Origin of the sequence: Giesbergeria sp., from assembly GCF_028686475.1 — a bacterium.
Classification (GTDB): Bacteria; Pseudomonadota; Gammaproteobacteria; order Burkholderiales; family Burkholderiaceae_C; genus Simplicispira.
Window position 1 is genome coordinate 16,633 of the sequence record NZ_JAQUCA010000002.1, and the last position, 16,669, is coordinate 33,301.

Consider the following 16,669-nt stretch of genomic DNA (forward strand, 5'->3'; position numbering starts at 1 on the left):
AGTAGTTCAATAGGGCGCACCTTGGTGGGCACGGATACGCGCCCAAAATGCTTCTGCCTCGGGGTCTATGGCAGCGTTGGGTGCTGGAAAATGGGCCAACATGCGCCCCAAAACCCCGGCCTGTGGTGGCAAGGGGCCGCAAAAATGCAATTGTGCGCCAGTGGCCAAGAGCAGGGTGGGGAAGGTTTCAATCTCTAAATCGCCCAGTAAATCGGCCTCATCTTCTACATCCAGCCAAACAAAGCGCATCTGTGGATGCTGTGCGGCGGCGCTATCAAACACGGCGCGGTAGGTGTCACAGGTGCGGCACCAAGCGGCACACAGGCAAATCACCCAAGGCGTGGAGGAGGGCAAGGCAGAAGCAGTAAGGGACACAAGCAAGCAAGGGCAAAGCAGTAGCAGTGCCAATTGTGCCCCAAGTTGTACCCCCAGCGCCTAAGCATACTGGCGCGTGCTTCTACGGGGTTCTGCTTTACAGGGCGTTGAGCGGAATCTTCAGGTAAGCCACGCCGTTGGCTTCTGCCGGGGGCAGCTGGCCCGCACGGATGTTGATTTGCACGGCTGGCAAAATCAGCACTGGCATCTCCAGTGTGGCATCGCGTGCGCTACGCATGGCGACAAAAGTTGCTTCGCTGATGCCATCATGGACATGGATATTGTGTGCGCGCTGCTCGGCCACGCTGCTTTCCCAAGCGGCGGCACGGCTGGCGGGCGGGTAGTCGTGGCACATGAACAAGCGTGTTTCGGGTGGCAGGCTGAGCAGCTTGCGGATAGATTGGTAGAGCGTGTGCGCGTTGCCGCCCGGAAAATCACAGCGCGCTGTGCCCACGTCGGGCATGAACAGGGTGTCACCCACAAACACCGCATCGCCCACTTGGTAGGCCATGCAGGCTGGGGTGTGGCCGGGCACCGACAGCGCTTGCGCTGGCAGTTGGCCGATGGCAAAAGTCTCGCCATCGTGCAGCAGCGTATCGAATTGGCTGCCATCGGTGGCAAATTCAGGCTCCAGATGAAAAATGCCTTTGAACACGCTTTGCACTTGGGTGATGGCCGCGCCAATTGCAATCTGGCCGCCCAGTTGGCCGCGCAAATAGTGCGCCGCTGAGAGGTGGTCGGCGTGGGCGTGGGTTTCCAAAATCCACTGCACGCCCAGGTTTTGGCTGCGGACAAAGGCCCGCAGATGGTCGGCAGAAGTGGTGCGTGTGCGGCCCGACTTGGGGTCGTAGTCCAGCACCGGGTCCACGATGGCGCAGTGGCCGCCAGCGTGGTCATACACCACATAGCTGACCGTCCAGGTGGCGGGGTCAAAAAAGGCTTGCACTTGCACTTGCGCTGGCATGGGGGACTCCTTTAGCTTCTCAGTTTAGATATAAATAGTTTATTGACTTATAGTTTATTAGTCAATAAACTATCAATATTGAATGTTTGAGCTGTAGAGCTGTAGCCACATGACCACCGAAACCCCGATTGCTATGGATGTCGATGCCTTGCGCCGCGCCGCAGATGCGGCTTGCAGGCTGATGAAAGTGCTGTCCAACCCCGACCGCTTGCTGCTGCTGTGCCAGCTGACCGAGGGCGAAAAGCGCGTGGGCGAGCTGGAAATGTTGGTGGGCATTGCCCAACCTACCCTGTCACAGCAACTGAGCGTGTTGCGCGAGGAGGGCTTGGTCACTACGCGCCGCGAAGGCAAACACATCTATTACCAAATTGCCAGTCCACAGGCTTTGGCCTTGCTGGGCACACTGGCTGAACAATTTTGCGAACCGCAGGAGAAGCATACATGTTGATTGATTGGAACCATTTCACCCCTTGGACGGCGCTGGCTGGCGGCATGGTGCTGGGCTTGGCGGCGGCGTTGCTGGTGCTGTTCAGTGGCCGCGTGCTGGGCATCAGCGGCATTTTGGGTGGTTTGCTGCACTCGCGCGTTGGGGATGTGGCTTGGCGCTTCTCTTTTCTGTTGGGCATGTTCGCTGCCCCGTGGCTGTACCGGGCTTGGGTTGGCAGTACCGAAGTGCGGATTGATGCCAGCTGGGGCATGGTGCTGTTGGCCGGTTTGCTGGTCGGTTTGGGCACGCGCTATGGCGCAGGCTGCACCAGTGGACATGGGGTGTGCGGGCTATCGCGGCTGTCGCCGCGCTCCTTGGTGGCGACGCTGGCGTTTATGGGCACCGGCTTTGCCACGGTGTTTGTCATGCGCCATCTGTTGGCCTGAATGCTGTATTTCAATGGAGAAGATAAAAAATGAAAAACCGTATCCTTGAATTTGTCGTCGGTCTAATTTTTGGTTTGGGCCTGATTGTTTCGGGCATGACCGACCCCGGCAAAGTGATTGGCTTTTTGGACTTGGCCGGGCTGTGGGACCCCTCGTTGGCCTTTGTCATGGGTGGGGCCATTGTGGTGGGCTTGGTCGCCTTTACGCTGGCCAAAAAACGCACCACCAGCTTTTTGGGCGGTGCGATGCAATTGCCCACGGCACGCGATATTGACAAGCGCTTGGTGTTGGGCAGCATGGCCTTTGGTGTCGGCTGGGGTTTGGCCGGTTTTTGTCCCGGCCCGGCCATTGTGTCGATGGGGGCGGGCGAGCCTAAAGCCTTCTTATTTGTCTTGGCCATGTTGGCGGGTATGGCATTGTTTGAGTGGCTTGAAAGTCGCACCCGCAACCCGATGGCATCTGCCTAAACTGCCGTGAACATCCTGCCCGATTGGCTGAGCCACTATCGCCGCAGTGCGTTGGCGGGTGACCTGACGGCTGGCATTATCGTCACGGTGATGCTGATTCCGCAAAGCCTGGCTTATGCGCTGCTGGCTGGCCTGCCGCCCGAGATGGGGCTGTACGCCAGCATCTTGCCCATTGTCGCCTATGCCCTGTTTGGCTCCAGCATGACGCTGGCGGTGGGGCCGGTGGCAGTGGCCTCGTTGATGACGGCCAGCGCTTTGCAGCCCTTGGCGGCAGCAGGTTCGGCGCACTACATCAGTTTGGCGATTACGTTGTCCTTGCTCTCGGGTGGCATGTTGTTGCTGTTTGGCCTGCTGCGGCTGGGGTTTTTGGCCCATTTTTTAAGCCATCCGGTGATTAGCGGCTTTATTTCGGGTTCGGCGGTGCTGATTGCCGTGGGCCAGCTCAAGCACCTGCTGGGTGTGAGCGCCAGTGGCCACAGCGCATTGGATACGCTGCTGAGTCTGGCGCGCCACCTGCCCGATGTCAACACCGTCACGCTGGCGATTGGTGCCAGCAGCTTGTTGTTTTTGTGGGCCGCGCGCAAGTATTTGGCGCGGCTGCTGCTGGCGCTGGGCTTGTCGGCCAAACTGGCCGATGTGCTGGGCAAGTTGGCCCCCATGCTGGCGGTGGTGGTCTCTACGGCGGTGGTGGCATGGTGGCGCTTGGACAGCACGGCGGGCGTGAGCGTGGTCGGTGCCGTGCCGCAAGGCTTACCGGCGCTGGCGCTGCCTTCCTTGCAAGGCGTAGGCGTGTTGTTGCTGCCAGCGTTGTTGATTTCGCTGGTGGGCTTTGTCGAGAGCGTCTCGGTGGCGCAATCCTTGGCGCTGAAACGCCAGCAGCGTATCAACCCCAACCGCGAATTGCTGGGCTTGGGCGCGGCCAATATCGCGAGTGCATTTTCAGGTGGTTTTCCGGTCACGGGCGGCTTTGCGCGCTCGGTGGTCAATTTTGCTGCGGGGGCCAATACACCGCTGGCGGGTGTGGTGTCTGCCGTGCTGATGGGCGCGGTGATTGCTGCCATGACGGGCCTGTTCCACTACCTACCGCACGCCGTGTTGGCCGCCACCATCATCATTGCCGTGACCTCGTTGATTGACTTGGAAACCCTGCGCGAAGCTTGGCACTACGATAAAGCCGATGCCGTCTCCTTGCTGGCCACGGCTGCCGGGGTGATTGCTTTTGGGGTGGAAGCGGGCATTGTCTTGGGCGTGGCCTTGTCTTTGGGTACCTTGGTTTGGCGCAGTAGCCACCCGCATATTGCCGTGGTGGGCCGGGTGCCGGGCACCGAGCATTTTCGCAACGTCGAGCGCCATGCAGTGGACACCGAACCCGGCCTGATTGCCCTGCGTGTGGACGAGGGCCTGTATTTTGCCAACGCCAGCTTGCTGCAAGACCGTATCGAGGCGCTGGTGGCGGCACAACCCGAAACCCGACAAGTCTTGTTGGTGTGTTCTGCCGTCAATCTGGTGGATACCACTGCTTTGGGCGTACTGACCGAATTAGAGCGCAGTTTGCACGCGCGTGGCATCGCCTTTGCGCTGTCCGAAGTCAAAGGCCCCGTGATGGACAGGCTGCAAGCTACGCCCTTGGGCCAGCGTTTGCAGGGCCGCATCTTCCTTAGTACCCACGAGGCTTTTAGTCAGGCTCAACAACGCACTGATGGCTAAATGGAACTATGGGGCAGGGTTTGCCTCTTAGTTGGCACGCAATCGCGCTACACTGGATTTTCAACTTATTTTTCATGGAAGCAGCATCATGGATGTCAGCCTGAGCAACCAAATTCTCAACACCGCCAACGTGATGGCACAAGCCAAAGTAGCGCAAGAGGTCAATACCACCGTGCTGAAAAAAAGCATGGACATCCAAGAATCTACCGCTAACGCCATGATTCAATCGCTACCGCAAACACCGCAGTTGGCCACCTCGGGTTCTTTGGGTACCAAGCTCAACACCTACGCTTAAAACCCGCACCCAAACTGCACCCAAGCTGCATTAGGCTTGGGTTGGCAGGCAAATTTCCGCTGCAAATGGCCCGGTCTTGGTTGTAGCCGGTAGAATCGCTTTTTTAACAGCCAACCATTCCTCCATGTCTGCCTGGGTTTTGCCCGATTACATTGCCGATGTTTTGCCCCGCGAGGCCCGGCATATCGAGGAGCTGCGCCGTGGCCTGCTAGACACCGCACGCCGTTACGGCTACGAGCTGGTCATGCCACCGCTGCTAGAACACCTCGAATCTCTGCTCACTGGCACCGGAGAGGCGCTAGACCTGCAAACGTATAAGCTGGTCGATCAAATCTCTGGCCGTATGATGGGGCTGCGTGCCGACACCACCCAACAGGTGGCGCGTCTAGATGCCCATTTGCTCAACCGCCCCGGTGTCACGCGCCTGTGCTATTGCGGCTCGGTGCTGCACACTTGGCCAGACCGCCCCCACGCCACGCGCGAGCCTTTGCAGTTTGGGGCCGAAATTTACGGCCACGCTGGCTTGCAGGCCGATTTAGAAGCTCTAGAGCTGGCGCTGCATTGCCTGCAAGGGGCCGGTATCCAGCAAGTCAGTGTCGATTTGGCCGATGTACGCATCGTGCGTAGCCTGCTGGCAGGTGTGCCGGTCGAGGCAGCGCAGTTGCGCCAAGTCCACGCCGCTTTGGCCGCCAAAGATGCCAGCGAATTGCGCGCCCTGACGCGCCATTTTCCTGCGATTGCGCGCGATGGCTTGCAGGTGCTATTGCAGCTGTATGGCGATGTCTCGGTGTTAGATGCTGCCGCCCAAGCCTTCCGCGCTATTCCGGGGGTGCAAGCCCCCTTGGCCGATTTGCGTGCCTTGGCGGCCCATGTAGGCACAGAGCGCGTCACGGTAGATTTGGCCGATTTGCGCGGTTATGCCTATTACAGTGGTGCGCGCTTCTCCATTTACGCCCAAGGGGCCAATGATGCCTTGGTGCGCGGTGGCCGTTATGACGAAGTGGGGGCTGTGTTTGGCCGCAACCGTCCAGCTGCTGGTTTTAGCTTAGATGTCAAACAGCTGGTGCTGGCTTTGCCAGAGCCAGCATTGCCCAGCGCCATTCGTGCCCCTTGGAGTCAAGACCCTGCGCTCAATGCCCAGGTGGCCAGCTTGCGCCGCCAAGGCGAAACCGTGGTTTGCATCCTACCGGGGCAAACCTGTGAGGCGGATGCTTTCCGCTGTGACCGTGAACTGGTCTGCACCGATGGCCACTGGCTCGTGCAAGCCATTGCATCAAATTGAGAATAGATTGGGTTTTTTAATGAAAATTACCAAAGGTCGTAACGTTGTCGTGGTCGGTACCCAATGGGGTGACGAGGGCAAAGGCAAACTGGTCGATTGGTTGACCGAAAGCGCCCAAGGTGTGGTGCGCTTCCAAGGTGGCCACAATGCTGGCCACACTTTGGTCATCAACGGCGTTAAAACCGCTTTGCACCTGATTCCCAGCGGCATCATGCGCCCCGGTGTCAAATGCTACATCGGCAATGGCGTGGTGCTGTCGGCTGCCAAGTTGTTTGAAGAAATCGAAGGCTTAGAAAAAGCCGGGGTCGAGGTGCGTTCGCGCCTGCGCGTCAGCGAGGCTTGCCCGCTGATTTTGCCCTTCCATGTGGCTTTGGATGTAGCCCGCGAAGCCGCACGCGAACAAGGCGGCACCGAAAAAATCGGCACCACCGGGCGTGGCATTGGCCCCTCCTACGAAGACAAAATCGCCCGCCGCGCCCTGCGCGTGCAAGACCTGAAATACCCCGAGCGCTTCGCCACCAAGCTGCGCGAGTTGCTGGCGCTGCACAACCATGTGTTGCGTACCTTCTTGGGTTCGGAAAAGTTCAATTTTGGCCCCGGTTTGGCCCCTTACATGCAAGATGGCCAAGTGCAGTTTGAGGCCGTGTATGCCGAAGCCATGCGCCATGCCGAGCTGCTCAAGCCCATGATGGCCGATGTCTCGCGCGAACTCAACGAGGCCCATGCCCAAGGCAGCAACTTGCTGTTTGAAGGTGCCCAAGGCACACTGCTGGACGTGGACCACGGCACCTACCCCTACGTTACCTCCAGCAACTGCGTCGCTGGCAATGCCGCTGCGGGTTCGGGTGTGGGGCCGGGTTTGTTGCACTATGTGTTGGGCATCACCAAAGCCTATTGCACCCGCGTCGGTGGCGGTCCCTTCCCGACCGAACTGGATTGGGAAAAAGAAGGCACGCCCGGCTACCACATGAGTACCGTGGGCGCTGAAAAAGGTGTTACCACAGGCCGTAGCCGCCGCTGCGGTTGGTTTGATGCCGCTTTGCTCAAGCGCAGCGCCCAAGTCAACGGCCTATCGGGCCTGTGCATTACCAAACTCGATGTGCTAGATGGCCTGAGCGAGTTGCAATTGTGCGTAGGCTACGATTTAGACGGCGAACGCATTGACCTGCTGCCGATGGGGGCCGATGACATCGCCCGCTGCAAGCCAATTTATGAAACCCTGCCCGGCTGGAGCGATACCACCGTCGGCGTAACGCAATACGAGCAACTGCCCGAGGCCGCGCGCCGCTATTTGCAGCGCATCCAAGAAGTCACCGGCGTGCCGATTGCCGTGATTTCTACCAGCCCCGACCGCGACCACACCATTTTGTTGCGCCATCCCTACGTGGCCGACTAAATAGTCTAAATAGACGCTTGCGACCCCCGCCCCACAGCCGGTAAATTTTGCTGGCTGTGGGGCGTTTAGTTTGTGCCAGCTCAACCCCAAGGAGAGTGTCATGTTGACGGAAGATGGACAGCATCTGTATGTGAGTTACGACGAGTACCACAGCCTCATTGAAAAGTTGGCACTGAAGGTGCATCAATCGGGCTGGCAGTTTGACACCGTGTTGTGTCTGGCCCGTGGCGGAATGCGACCGGGCGATATGCTCAGTCGCATTTTTAGCAAACCCTTGGCCATCATGGCGGCCAGCTCTTACCGCGCCCAAGCGGGCACGGTGCAGGGCCAGCTGGATATGGCGCGCTTTATCACCACTGCCCAAGGCGAGATTGCCGGACGGGTGCTGCTGGTCGATGATTTAACCGATTCGGGCCACACCTTGCAGTCGGTGGTCGAGATGTTGCGCCGCGACTACCCCGCCATCAGCGCGTTGCGGAGCGCCGTAATTTGGAGCAAACAGGTTTCTACCTTTGTGCCCGATTATTCGGCCGAGTTTTTGCCCAGCAACCCTTGGATTCACCAACCCTTTGAAGTTTACGACCAAATGCCGCCAGAAAAGCTGTTGCAAAAATGGCGCTTGTAGGTGTAGCTGCTCGGTGTAGCTGGTTGGTGTAGTTTGGCTGATACGGGCTTGCTGGGGTACAGGCACGGCCTAGTCGGGCAATTGGGCCAGTAACTCATCGACCAGTTCTAGCGCCTTCTTAAAATTAAGACGGCCAATCGCGCTGCCCAGTGCCTCAAATTCAAGTCGAGCCATGTGAAGCCCGGCGGTTTCTTGTTGCAGGGTTTCGTGCAATTTGCGCGCGCGCAATTGGCGCTTTTCTAGCGGCTCGCGCAGGGCTTGCAGTAGTTCGCGCAGGCGCTCTGGCGTGCAAGGCTGCTTGGCCGCGTTGACGGTGGGCGTGGCTGGGTGCAGTTGGTCGGCCAATTGCTGCAACAGTAACAGCTGGGCCTGCAAAGGGGCCTCTAGCGGGGCCAGCAGGGGTTCAATGCTGGCTTGCGTGCTGTGGCTGTCGTTTTGCAGCGCGGCTTCGGTGTGCGCCACTTGGTCGGCCAGTGCTTGTGCGCCCAACGTAGCCAGCAGCCCTTTCAGGGTGTGCAAGGCGCGTAATGCCGCTTCCTGATCGCCAGCGCGCCAGTATTGGGCGGCCAACTTCAGGGCATCGGCTTGCTCTAGCGCACAGCTGCGCGCTAGTTTGGCATACAGGGCGCGGTTGTTGTCCACGCGCGCCAAGGCTTGGGGTAAATCAATCTCGGCGGGGTAGTCGGGCAATGCTGGGGCGCTGGGGCTGGCTGTTGCTGGCGGTGGTGGCGCGTCGTCCAGGCCTCCCAGACCACAATGGTGGCGCAACACGGCTACCAAATGTGCAATGTCAAATGGTTTGCCTACATGGTCGTTCATGCCGCAGGCCAAGCAGGCATCGCGGTCGCTGGCCATCGCATTGGCGGTCATGGCAATAATCGGCAGCGTCAGTTGAAGGTCTTGGCGCACAATGCGCGTAGTTTCGTAGCCGTCGATGCCCGGCATGTGGATGTCCATCAAAATGACATCGTAGGCATCGGGCTGTTTTTGTAGCAAATCAATCGCTGCTTGGCCGTGGCTGGCCACTTGTACCAGCGCCCCAGCATGGTGCAAGAGTTCGCGCGCCACTTGCTGGTTGAGCAGGTTATCTTCTACCAGCAAAATGCGTAAATTTTTCAGGGCTTGTTGTTCTAGGATGGGGCTGACCACCACTGGCAAGGACAAATGCCCGCTGGTGGCCTCAATCGCTGCATTGAGCAACGTTGAGGGCGTAAATGGCTTGACCACATAGCCATCTAAAAGATGCACTTGGGTGTTTTGGCGCTGCTCTAGCCATTCGCGTCCGTGGGCGCTGACCATCAGTACCTTGGCCAAGTGGCCCGCAGGTGAGATGCCGCGCAATTGTTCTAGTGTGGCCCAGCCATCCATGCCGGGCATCATCCAATCTAACAACACCAAGTCAAACGGGTCGTGGGCAGCGGCGGCACGTTGTACCTGTTCCAGTGCTTCGTGGCCGCTGGCCACGGCCACGGCCCGCCAGCCAAACGAGTGGGTAATCTCTAGCAGCACTTCGCGCGTGGTGGCATGGTCATCCACAATTAAGACATGCAGCTGGGAGGAGGTGGGCCAACTGTTTTCTTGTTCGGCGATTTGCTGTTCTTGCGCCAGTGTGTCGGCATCGCGCGCAAAATCAAGGCAAAAACTAAAGCAGCTGCCTTGGCCCGGTGTGCTTTCTACGCTCAGGTGCCCGCCCATCGCTTTGACCAGTGATTGGCAAATAGCCAGCCCCAAGCCAGTGCCACCATAGCGGCGCGTGGTCGAGTTTTCGGCTTGGGTAAAGCTCTCAAAAACCGCTTTTTGCCGGTCGGGGGCAATGCCAATGCCCGTGTCGCGGATGCTAAAAGCAAGGCGCGCATGGTGAGCATCATTCTCTAGCACCCGCAGGTGCAGCACAATTTCACCTTTTTCGGTGAACTTGATGGCATTGCTGCTTAAATTGAGCAACACCTGTTGCAGCCGTGGGCCATCGCCGTGCAGCACCGTGGGCAGTTGCGGGTCAATGTTGAAGACCATTTCAACGGGCTTGTTTTGCAAAGCGACGGAAATAATCATCGACAAATTGCGTAACACCTCGTCCATGCGAAACGGCACCGTCTCTAGCACCAGTTTACCGGCTTCTACCTTGGAGTAGTCCAAAATATCGTTGATGATGCCCAGCAAAGAGCGCGCCGCTTCTTGGGCTTTTTGCGTGTAATCGCGCTGGTTGGCATCCAAGGGCGTATGGTGCAGTAATTGCAACATGCCCAGCACGGCGTTCATGGGGGTGCGAATCTCGTGGCTCATGTTGGCCACAAAAGCACTTTTGGCTTGGCTGGCGGCTTCGGCGACTTCTTTGGCTTGGCGCAGTTGGGTTTCGTACTGTTTTTGTGCGGTTTGGTCGATCAAAGTGATGAGAATTTTGTCGCCCAGCAACATGCCGCCCACTTGCACGGTGCGCTCTTGGCCGTTGGCGGTGCAAAACAAAAAGGTCTGTGGTGGAATTTCGCTGCCGGTTTGTTCTGCTTGCGCCAGCGCGGCACTCCAGGCTTGGCCGGTTTGGGCAAAACATGCTGCACTGGGGTGCAGCAAAGTACGCAGGGCGGTCAGGGTCGGGGTTTGCGCTTCGGTGTAGCCTACCAGCGCGGTAAAACGGCGGTTGCGAAAATAAATTTCGTCTTGGGCATTGACTTGGCACAAGCCAATCGGCATTTCTTCTAATAGGCGGCGCAGTAGTTGCTCGGTGGTTTGCAGGGCGAGGCTTTTGGCTTTGGTCTCGGTGATGTCGTTTTTATAGCCATGCCAAGTGATGCAGCCATCAGTGCAAGCTAACGGTGTGGCTTGTCCGCTAATCCAGCGTTCGCCCAGCGTAGGGTGCAAGACGCGGTATTCATCGTGCCAAGGACTCATGTGCTGTGCCGATTGCCCAATGCTGGCGGCAACGTGTGCTTGGTCATCGGGGTGGATGTAGTCAAACACCCAGCTGGCATCTTCTTTGACCTTCTCTGGCGTCACGCCATAAATATCGGCAATGCCCGCACTGGCATACGGAAAGCAGCTGCTGCCATCGGGGCAAAGGTGGTATTGGTATAAAAAGCCGGGCACATTTTCGACCAGGCGCTCTAGTTGCTGGCGTTGTTCGTGCAGCTCACTCACATCGGAGTGCGAGCCGACGGCGCGTATCGCTTGGCCGGTGGCGTTGCGCTCAATCACGCTGCCCCGGTTCAAAATCCATTTGTAGCCGCCGTTTTTACAGCGCATTCGGTGCGTACTTTGGTAAAACGGGGTTTTACCAGCCAGGTGTTGTTGCAAGCTGGCATAAGCGGCTTCGCGGTCATCGGGGTGCAGGCGCAAAGACCACTCGCTAAACTGGTTGCCAATGTCGTCATCGGCATAGCCCAACATAGATTTCCAAACCGATGAAAAGAACACTTGGTTGGTTTGAATGTCCCAGTCCCAAATACCTTGGTTGGTGGCGTTAATCACCGCTTGCCAGCGCTCTTCTAGCGCCAAGGCTTGCAGGTTAAGCTCGGTTTGGCCTTCTTGGTGGGCTTGCCAAGCCCGGCGCTGGCGGCTTTGCAGTAGCCACAGGCCAGCGCTGGTACTCACCATCAAAATACCCAGCAGCAGTACCGTCTCTAGGGTGCGCTCTTGCCATTGGGCATAAATCGCCCCCAAATCGTGCCCCACCGCCACCACCAAGGGCTTGTCCATGTGCAAATGCGCTGGCTGTATGGTGTGCAGGGCCAACATGCGCGGCTCGCCCGTGGCATACACGGTGCCCGTAAACACGTTGCGGGCGCGCCCACTGCTAAAGTGTTGTGAAAAAAACGAATCGGAAGACTCAGCCAAATTTTTGCCAGCCTGCCCTGGGCGGTCGGGCACCATCATAAATTGCACCCCATCGCCGTGGGCCAGCGCGGACCAAATGCTGGGCGCATAGCGCACCGAGTTGAGCAGCACCTGAAACTCTTGCGGGTCCAGTGTCACGCTGACAACACCTGCAAAATCGCCATTGGCATCAGAAACAACGCGCACCATGTTCATGGCCCACACCCCTAAGGAGGTGGTAAAGGGCGCACCCATGTACAGGGTATTGCTGTCTGGGGCCTGGCGTGCCGTCTGAAAATAGCTGCGCTGGCTGTAATCGTTGCCTATCAGTTCAGGCCGGTTGGAGGCCTCGACGATGCCTTGCGCGCTGAGCAACGTCATGGTGCGTACCCCCGTCAGGGCATCGCCCAAAATACGCATATGTTCGTTGGCGTGCAGCAGCTGCTCGGGGCTGTTGCGCCACTGCGGAGCAGCAGTGCGTGCATCGAGTAAAAACTTGTTGATAGTTTCTAACTGGCGCCCCAAATTGTCATGCACAATTTGGGCTTGGCTTTGCAGGCGTTGCTGCTCACGCTGGGCGATGCTTTGGTGCTCGTCCCAGGTGACCCAAGCAACATAGCCCCCCAGCAACAGCAGCCCAAGTAGCAAAAAGAGCCACTCTTTGAGAAATTGTTTTTTGCTCGGGGGCAGGGGTGTTGTGTGGGTGCTCATTGAACTTAGTACAGCTGCCAAGCTGCCTATTATCAGGCCAGCAGTTCGCTATCGCGGCTTAGGCCGGCGGTTTGGCTAAAACCACCATCGACATAGGTAATCTCTGCGGTCACGCCGCTGGCCAAGTCTGACAGCAAAAAGGCCGCCACGTTGCCCACGTCTTCAATCGTGACATTGCGCCGCAGCGGCGAGGCGCTGGCCACCGTGCCCAACAGTTTGCCAAAATCTTTGATGCCACTGGCGGCCAAGGTTTTAATGGGGCCAGCGCTGATGCCATTGACGCGCATTCCGCGTGGCCCGAGTGATTCGGCCAAAAAGCGCACGCTGGCTTCTAAACTGGCCTTGGCCAAGCCCATTGTGTTGTAGTTGGGCACGGCACGCAGTGCGCCCAAGTAAGACAGCGTCAGCAAGGCCGACTTATCGTTCAGGTAGGGCAATGCTGCCTTGGCCATCGCTGGGAAGCTGTAAGCGCTGATGTCGTGGGCGATGCGGAAGTTCTCGCGGCTTAGGCCATCGAGAAAATCTCCGGCAATCGCCTCGCGTGGAGCAAAGCCAATGCTATGCACAAAGCCATCAAACTGGCCCCAAGCGGTGCCCAAATCGGCAAACAGTTGCTCAATCTGGGCATCTTCGGCCACATCGCAATCGAACACCAAATTGGAGCCAAACTCGGCCGCAAAATCCGTAATGCGGCCCTTAAAGCGCTCGCCCACATAGCTAAAAGCTAACTCGGCCCCTTGGGCGTGGCAGGCTTTGGCAATGCCATAGGCAATAGAGCGGTTAGACAGCACCCCGGTAATCAGCAATTTTTTGCCGGTCAAAAAACCCATGAGGATTCTCCTGAAAAAAGAAGGAACAGAAATAAGAAATGCACCAAAATGGTGCATCTACACGATAGCCAACCTAGTGCAGAATTGTCGCATGCGTGCTTTGTTTCTTTCTTTTCTCTGTGCAGCGGCCCCCGTTTGGGGCGCGCATGGCTATGCACTCTGGGGCCAGCCCCAATACCCAGCGGGCTTTAGCCATTTCAGCTACGTCAATCCGCAAGCGCCCAAGGGGGGCGAGTTGCGTTTGGTCAGTAACTCGCGTGCCTCCACCTTTGACAAATACAACCCCTTCACCATCAAGGGCAATGCCCCGGCTTATCTGCCGCAGTTGTTGTTTGATTCTTTGTTGCTAGGCTCTTTGGATGAAACCGCCACCGCTTACGGCTTATTGGCCGAAGATGTGAGCGTAGCGCCCGATGGCTTGAGTGCCACCTTCCGCCTGCGCCCCGAGGCCCAATTTCACCACGGCAAGCCGGTGCTGGCGCTGGATGTCAAACACAGCTTTGACACCCTGATTGGCCCGCACACCTCGCCCGCCTACAAAACCATGCTCATCGACGTGGCCGGGGTGGATGTGTTAGACGAGCGCACGGTGCGCTATCGCTTCAAAAAACCGAACCGCGAATTACCGCTCACCGTGGGTGGTTTGCCAGTATTTAGCCGCGATTGGGGGCTGAACGAACAAGGCAAGCCCAAACCATTCGACCAAGTGGTGATGGATATCCCCTTGGGCAGTGGCCCCTACAAAATTGGCCCGGTGCGCTTTGGCAAAGACATCACCTATGTGCGTGACCCGCACTATTGGGCTAAAGACCTGAACGTGCGCCGGGGCAGCGCCAATTTTGACCGCATTACCGTCAAAATCTACAAAGATGCCACGGCGCGGCTCGAAGCCCTCAAAGCTGGCGAGTTCGATTTGATGCGTTTTTTCAGTGCCGGTGATTGGGCGCGGCGCGTGAATGGCAAAAAATTTGACAGCGGCGAGCTGGTGAAAGGCGAGTTTCGCCACCAATTGCCAGCGGGGTTCCAAAGTTACGTCCTCAACACCCGGCGGCCTTTGCTGCAAGATGTACGGGTGCGTGAGGCGCTGGGCTTGGCGGTTGATTTTGAGTGGATGAACCGGCAAATGTTCTACAGCGCTTATGCCCGTGTGAATGGCTTGTTTGGCAATACCGCCTGTGCCGCCCAAGGCCAGCCCTCAGCGGCAGAGCTGGCGCTAATGCAGCCTTGGCGCAGCCATTTACCCGCCGCCGCTTTTGGCCCCATGACCGTGCCACCGCGCACCGATGCCCCCCATTCTTTGCGTGGCAACCTGCGCCGGGCGCAACAACTGCTGCAAGACGCTGGGTGGGAGGTGCGTGATGGCGCTTTGCGTAACGCCCAAGGCCAAGCGCTGGTGCTGGAATACATGGACAGCAACGAAGGCGGAATGCGTACCGTGGCCCCGTGGATGCGTAATTTAGAAAAATTGGGCATCACGCTGCGTTTCCGTTCGGTGGACTTTGCCCTGTACCAACAGCGCTTGCAAAAATTTGACTTTGACATCACCAGCATTGCCTATGGTGGCACGCACAACCCCGGCCAAGAGTTTGCTGACTTGTTTGGCAGCCAAGCCGCCGATACCGAAGATTCAGGCAATTTTGCGGGCATTAAAAACCCGGCAGTCGATGCCTTTATCACTGCCATGACTGCTGCCAAAACCGAAGCCGAGTTGTTGCCCGCCTGCCACGCCCTAGAGCGTGCCATCGCCCATAGCCATGTCCTCATTCCGCAATGGACGGCCCCGACGCACCGTATGGCCTACAACGCTTGGCGGCTGGCGCTGCCAGCTACCGTGCCGCCCTATACCAGTGGTGAGGGCTGGGTGATGGATACTTGGTGGGCGCGTTAATTAAATAACGTTACTATTGCAATTCGTGAATATCGAGACAGCCGCCTTGAAATCCTGGGCTATTCAGACCCCCCACCGGAGTGCAGCATGAGCAGCCAACTTACCCTGCCCACCCCCGGCGAAATCCTCGCTACCGAATTTCTGGAGCCACTGGGCATTACCCAATACCGCTTGGCCCAATCCATCCATGTGCCCCAAACCCGCATCGCCGCCATCGTCAAGCATGGCCGAGCCATCACCGCCGACACGGCCTTGCGTTTGGCGCGCTTCTTTGGTACTTCGGTTGAGTTCTGGCTAAACCTGCAAAGCCAGTACGATGCCGACACCGCACGTTTAGCGCTGGGCGCGGAACTGGAGGCCATCCAGCCTTTGGCTGCTATGGCATGAGCTGTCGTCGTACCTCACTTGGTCGCACTCACTCGCTGTATTACGAGCGCACCCCCATTTAGTACCCAGCGGGTACTGAATTGATGCCGCAAGGGCTACAAGGCTTTTCACGGCGCTGGCCACGGGCGAGTCTTGCCATCAAGGCACCAGGCAGCAACAAATTACACCAGAGGTGGGCGCGCTAAACATATAGAAACTTTGGAGCGCAAACAGGTCGAATCTATCAAGTACGTTAAACTACCGTACAAAGGAGCCTGCCATGACCGCCGCCACCGCCCGTTTAGACCTTCGCCTAGATGCTCACGACAAGCACCGCATCGCCAAGGCCGCCGCGCTGCGCGGGCTGCCCGTTTCGGCCTTTGTGCGCCAAGCGGTGCTGCGCGAGGCAGACAACGCTATCGCCGCCGCTGCGGTGGTGATGCTGTCTGAGGAAGAGTCGCGCCGCTTCTTGGCCGCGCTCGATGCCCCTTTTCAGCCCAATGAACCCCTGCGCCAAGCCATGCAGAACGCCGCCGCACTGGTGCCCCGCTGAGTTATGGCGCTGCACTTTGCCTTGCTGGATGCCCGCTTGCACCAGCGCAGTAGCTTTGCCAGTGGTGTAACCGCCCTAGACAGCTACCTGCAACAACGCGCCAGCCAGCATCAGCGCGACGGCATAGCCACCACCCATGTGCTGATAGACAGTGACAACCCTGCGCGCATTTTGGGTTACTGCACTTTGTCTGCCGCGCAACTGACCCTGAGCGCACTACAAGAGGCCGACCGCAAAGGTCTGCCTGCTTACCCTGTGCCCGCAATGCGCGTTGGCCGATTGGCGGTGGCCGCTGCCGAACAGGGCAAGGGATACGGCCAGCTGCTACTAGGCCATGCAGTCAACTTGGCCCTGTCGCTGCGGCAAACCTTGGGGGTGCGCGTGCTGGTGGTAGATGCCAAAGACACCCCAGCAGCCCTTTTTTACCAGCGCTACGGCTTCACCCAGACATCGGAAAACGCGCTCACGCTCTATCTACCGCTGGGGCGGGTGTGAACGTTTGCTACGGCCCACGAACCTTGTGAAATTCA

Annotated in this window: 16 protein-coding genes; 12 read left to right on the forward strand and 4 right to left on the reverse strand. The window is 58.2% G+C overall.

The window, feature by feature from the left end; translation table 11 throughout:
- Positions 1-6 precede the first annotated feature (6 nt).
- Positions 7-375, reverse strand: coding sequence for a thioredoxin family protein (locus PHX60_RS01430; protein WP_300073652.1), 369 nt, complete (start codon positions 373-375; stop codon positions 7-9).
- 97 nt (positions 376-472) lie between these two features.
- A complete protein-coding gene (locus PHX60_RS01435) occupies positions 473-1,339 on the reverse strand; it encodes an MBL fold metallo-hydrolase (protein ID WP_300073654.1) in 867 nt (288 codons plus the stop codon).
- A gap of 109 nt (positions 1,340-1,448) precedes the next feature.
- On the opposite strand from PHX60_RS01435, the gene PHX60_RS01440 reads away from it, so the two are divergent.
- From PHX60_RS01440 to PHX60_RS01475, 8 genes are all read left to right on the forward strand, one after another.
- Positions 1,449-1,787 (forward strand): metalloregulator ArsR/SmtB family transcription factor, encoded by a 339-nt coding sequence (locus tag PHX60_RS01440; protein ID WP_300073657.1) that lies wholly within the window; start codon positions 1,449-1,451, stop codon positions 1,785-1,787.
- On the forward strand, positions 1,781-2,212 hold the full coding sequence (locus tag PHX60_RS01445; RefSeq protein ID WP_300073660.1) for a YeeE/YedE family protein: 432 nt from the start codon (positions 1,781-1,783) through the stop codon (positions 2,210-2,212). Before PHX60_RS01440 ends, PHX60_RS01445 begins: the two co-directional genes overlap by 7 nt.
- Before the next feature lie 29 nt (positions 2,213-2,241).
- Complete coding sequence (locus PHX60_RS01450; protein ID WP_300073663.1) at positions 2,242-2,679, forward strand: DUF6691 family protein; 438 nt, start codon at positions 2,242-2,244, stop codon at positions 2,677-2,679.
- A gap of 6 nt (positions 2,680-2,685) precedes the next feature.
- Positions 2,686-4,386: a sulfate permease gene (gene sulP, locus PHX60_RS01455; RefSeq protein ID WP_300073666.1), complete on the forward strand. Its 1,701-nt coding sequence runs from the start codon at positions 2,686-2,688 to the stop codon at positions 4,384-4,386.
- Positions 4,387-4,474: 88 nt separating this feature from the next.
- The gene (locus tag PHX60_RS01460) at positions 4,475-4,681 is read left to right on the forward strand and encodes a YjfB family protein (RefSeq protein ID WP_300073669.1); all 207 of its coding nucleotides are present in this window, start codon (positions 4,475-4,477) and stop codon (positions 4,679-4,681) included.
- 124 nt (positions 4,682-4,805) lie between these two features.
- Positions 4,806-5,963 carry an ATP phosphoribosyltransferase regulatory subunit gene (locus PHX60_RS01465; RefSeq protein WP_300073671.1) on the forward strand — a complete coding sequence of 386 codons (1,158 nt, stop codon included), beginning with the start codon at positions 4,806-4,808 and terminating at the stop codon, positions 5,961-5,963.
- 19 nt (positions 5,964-5,982) lie between these two features.
- Positions 5,983-7,359 carry an adenylosuccinate synthase gene (locus PHX60_RS01470; RefSeq protein WP_300073673.1) on the forward strand — a complete coding sequence of 459 codons (1,377 nt, stop codon included), beginning with the start codon at positions 5,983-5,985 and terminating at the stop codon, positions 7,357-7,359.
- A gap of 100 nt (positions 7,360-7,459) precedes the next feature.
- Positions 7,460-7,984 (forward strand): phosphoribosyltransferase, encoded by a 525-nt coding sequence (locus tag PHX60_RS01475; protein ID WP_300073675.1) that lies wholly within the window; start codon positions 7,460-7,462, stop codon positions 7,982-7,984.
- A 69-nt stretch (positions 7,985-8,053) separates the two neighbouring features.
- On the opposite strand, the gene PHX60_RS01480 is transcribed toward PHX60_RS01475, so the two are convergent.
- Together PHX60_RS01480 and fabI are read right to left on the reverse strand one after the other, a co-directional pair.
- On the reverse strand, positions 8,054-12,502 hold the full coding sequence (locus PHX60_RS01480) for a response regulator (protein WP_300073676.1): 4,449 nt from the start codon (positions 12,500-12,502) through the stop codon (positions 8,054-8,056).
- Positions 12,503-12,534: 32 nt separating this feature from the next.
- The gene (gene fabI, locus PHX60_RS01485) at positions 12,535-13,332 is read right to left on the reverse strand and encodes an enoyl-ACP reductase FabI (protein WP_300073679.1); all 798 of its coding nucleotides are present in this window, start codon (positions 13,330-13,332) and stop codon (positions 12,535-12,537) included.
- Positions 13,333-13,423: 91 nt separating this feature from the next.
- Here fabI and PHX60_RS01490 point away from each other — a divergent pair, with 91 nt between their 5' ends.
- The 4 genes from PHX60_RS01490 (at position 13,424) to PHX60_RS01505 (ending at position 16,634) form a co-directional block, all read left to right on the forward strand.
- A complete protein-coding gene (locus tag PHX60_RS01490) occupies positions 13,424-15,220 on the forward strand; it encodes an extracellular solute-binding protein (protein WP_300073681.1) in 1,797 nt (598 codons plus the stop codon).
- Positions 15,221-15,307: 87 nt separating this feature from the next.
- Positions 15,308-15,607 carry a HigA family addiction module antitoxin gene (locus PHX60_RS01495; protein WP_300073683.1) on the forward strand — a complete coding sequence of 100 codons (300 nt, stop codon included), beginning with the start codon at positions 15,308-15,310 and terminating at the stop codon, positions 15,605-15,607.
- A gap of 259 nt (positions 15,608-15,866) precedes the next feature.
- Entirely contained in the window at positions 15,867-16,139 is a 273-nt protein-coding gene (locus tag PHX60_RS01500; RefSeq protein WP_300073686.1) for a DUF1778 domain-containing protein, read from the forward strand.
- 3 nt (positions 16,140-16,142) lie between these two features.
- Positions 16,143-16,634: a GNAT family N-acetyltransferase gene (locus PHX60_RS01505; RefSeq protein ID WP_300073688.1), complete on the forward strand. Its 492-nt coding sequence runs from the start codon at positions 16,143-16,145 to the stop codon at positions 16,632-16,634.
- Positions 16,635-16,669: the final 35 nt, after the last annotated feature.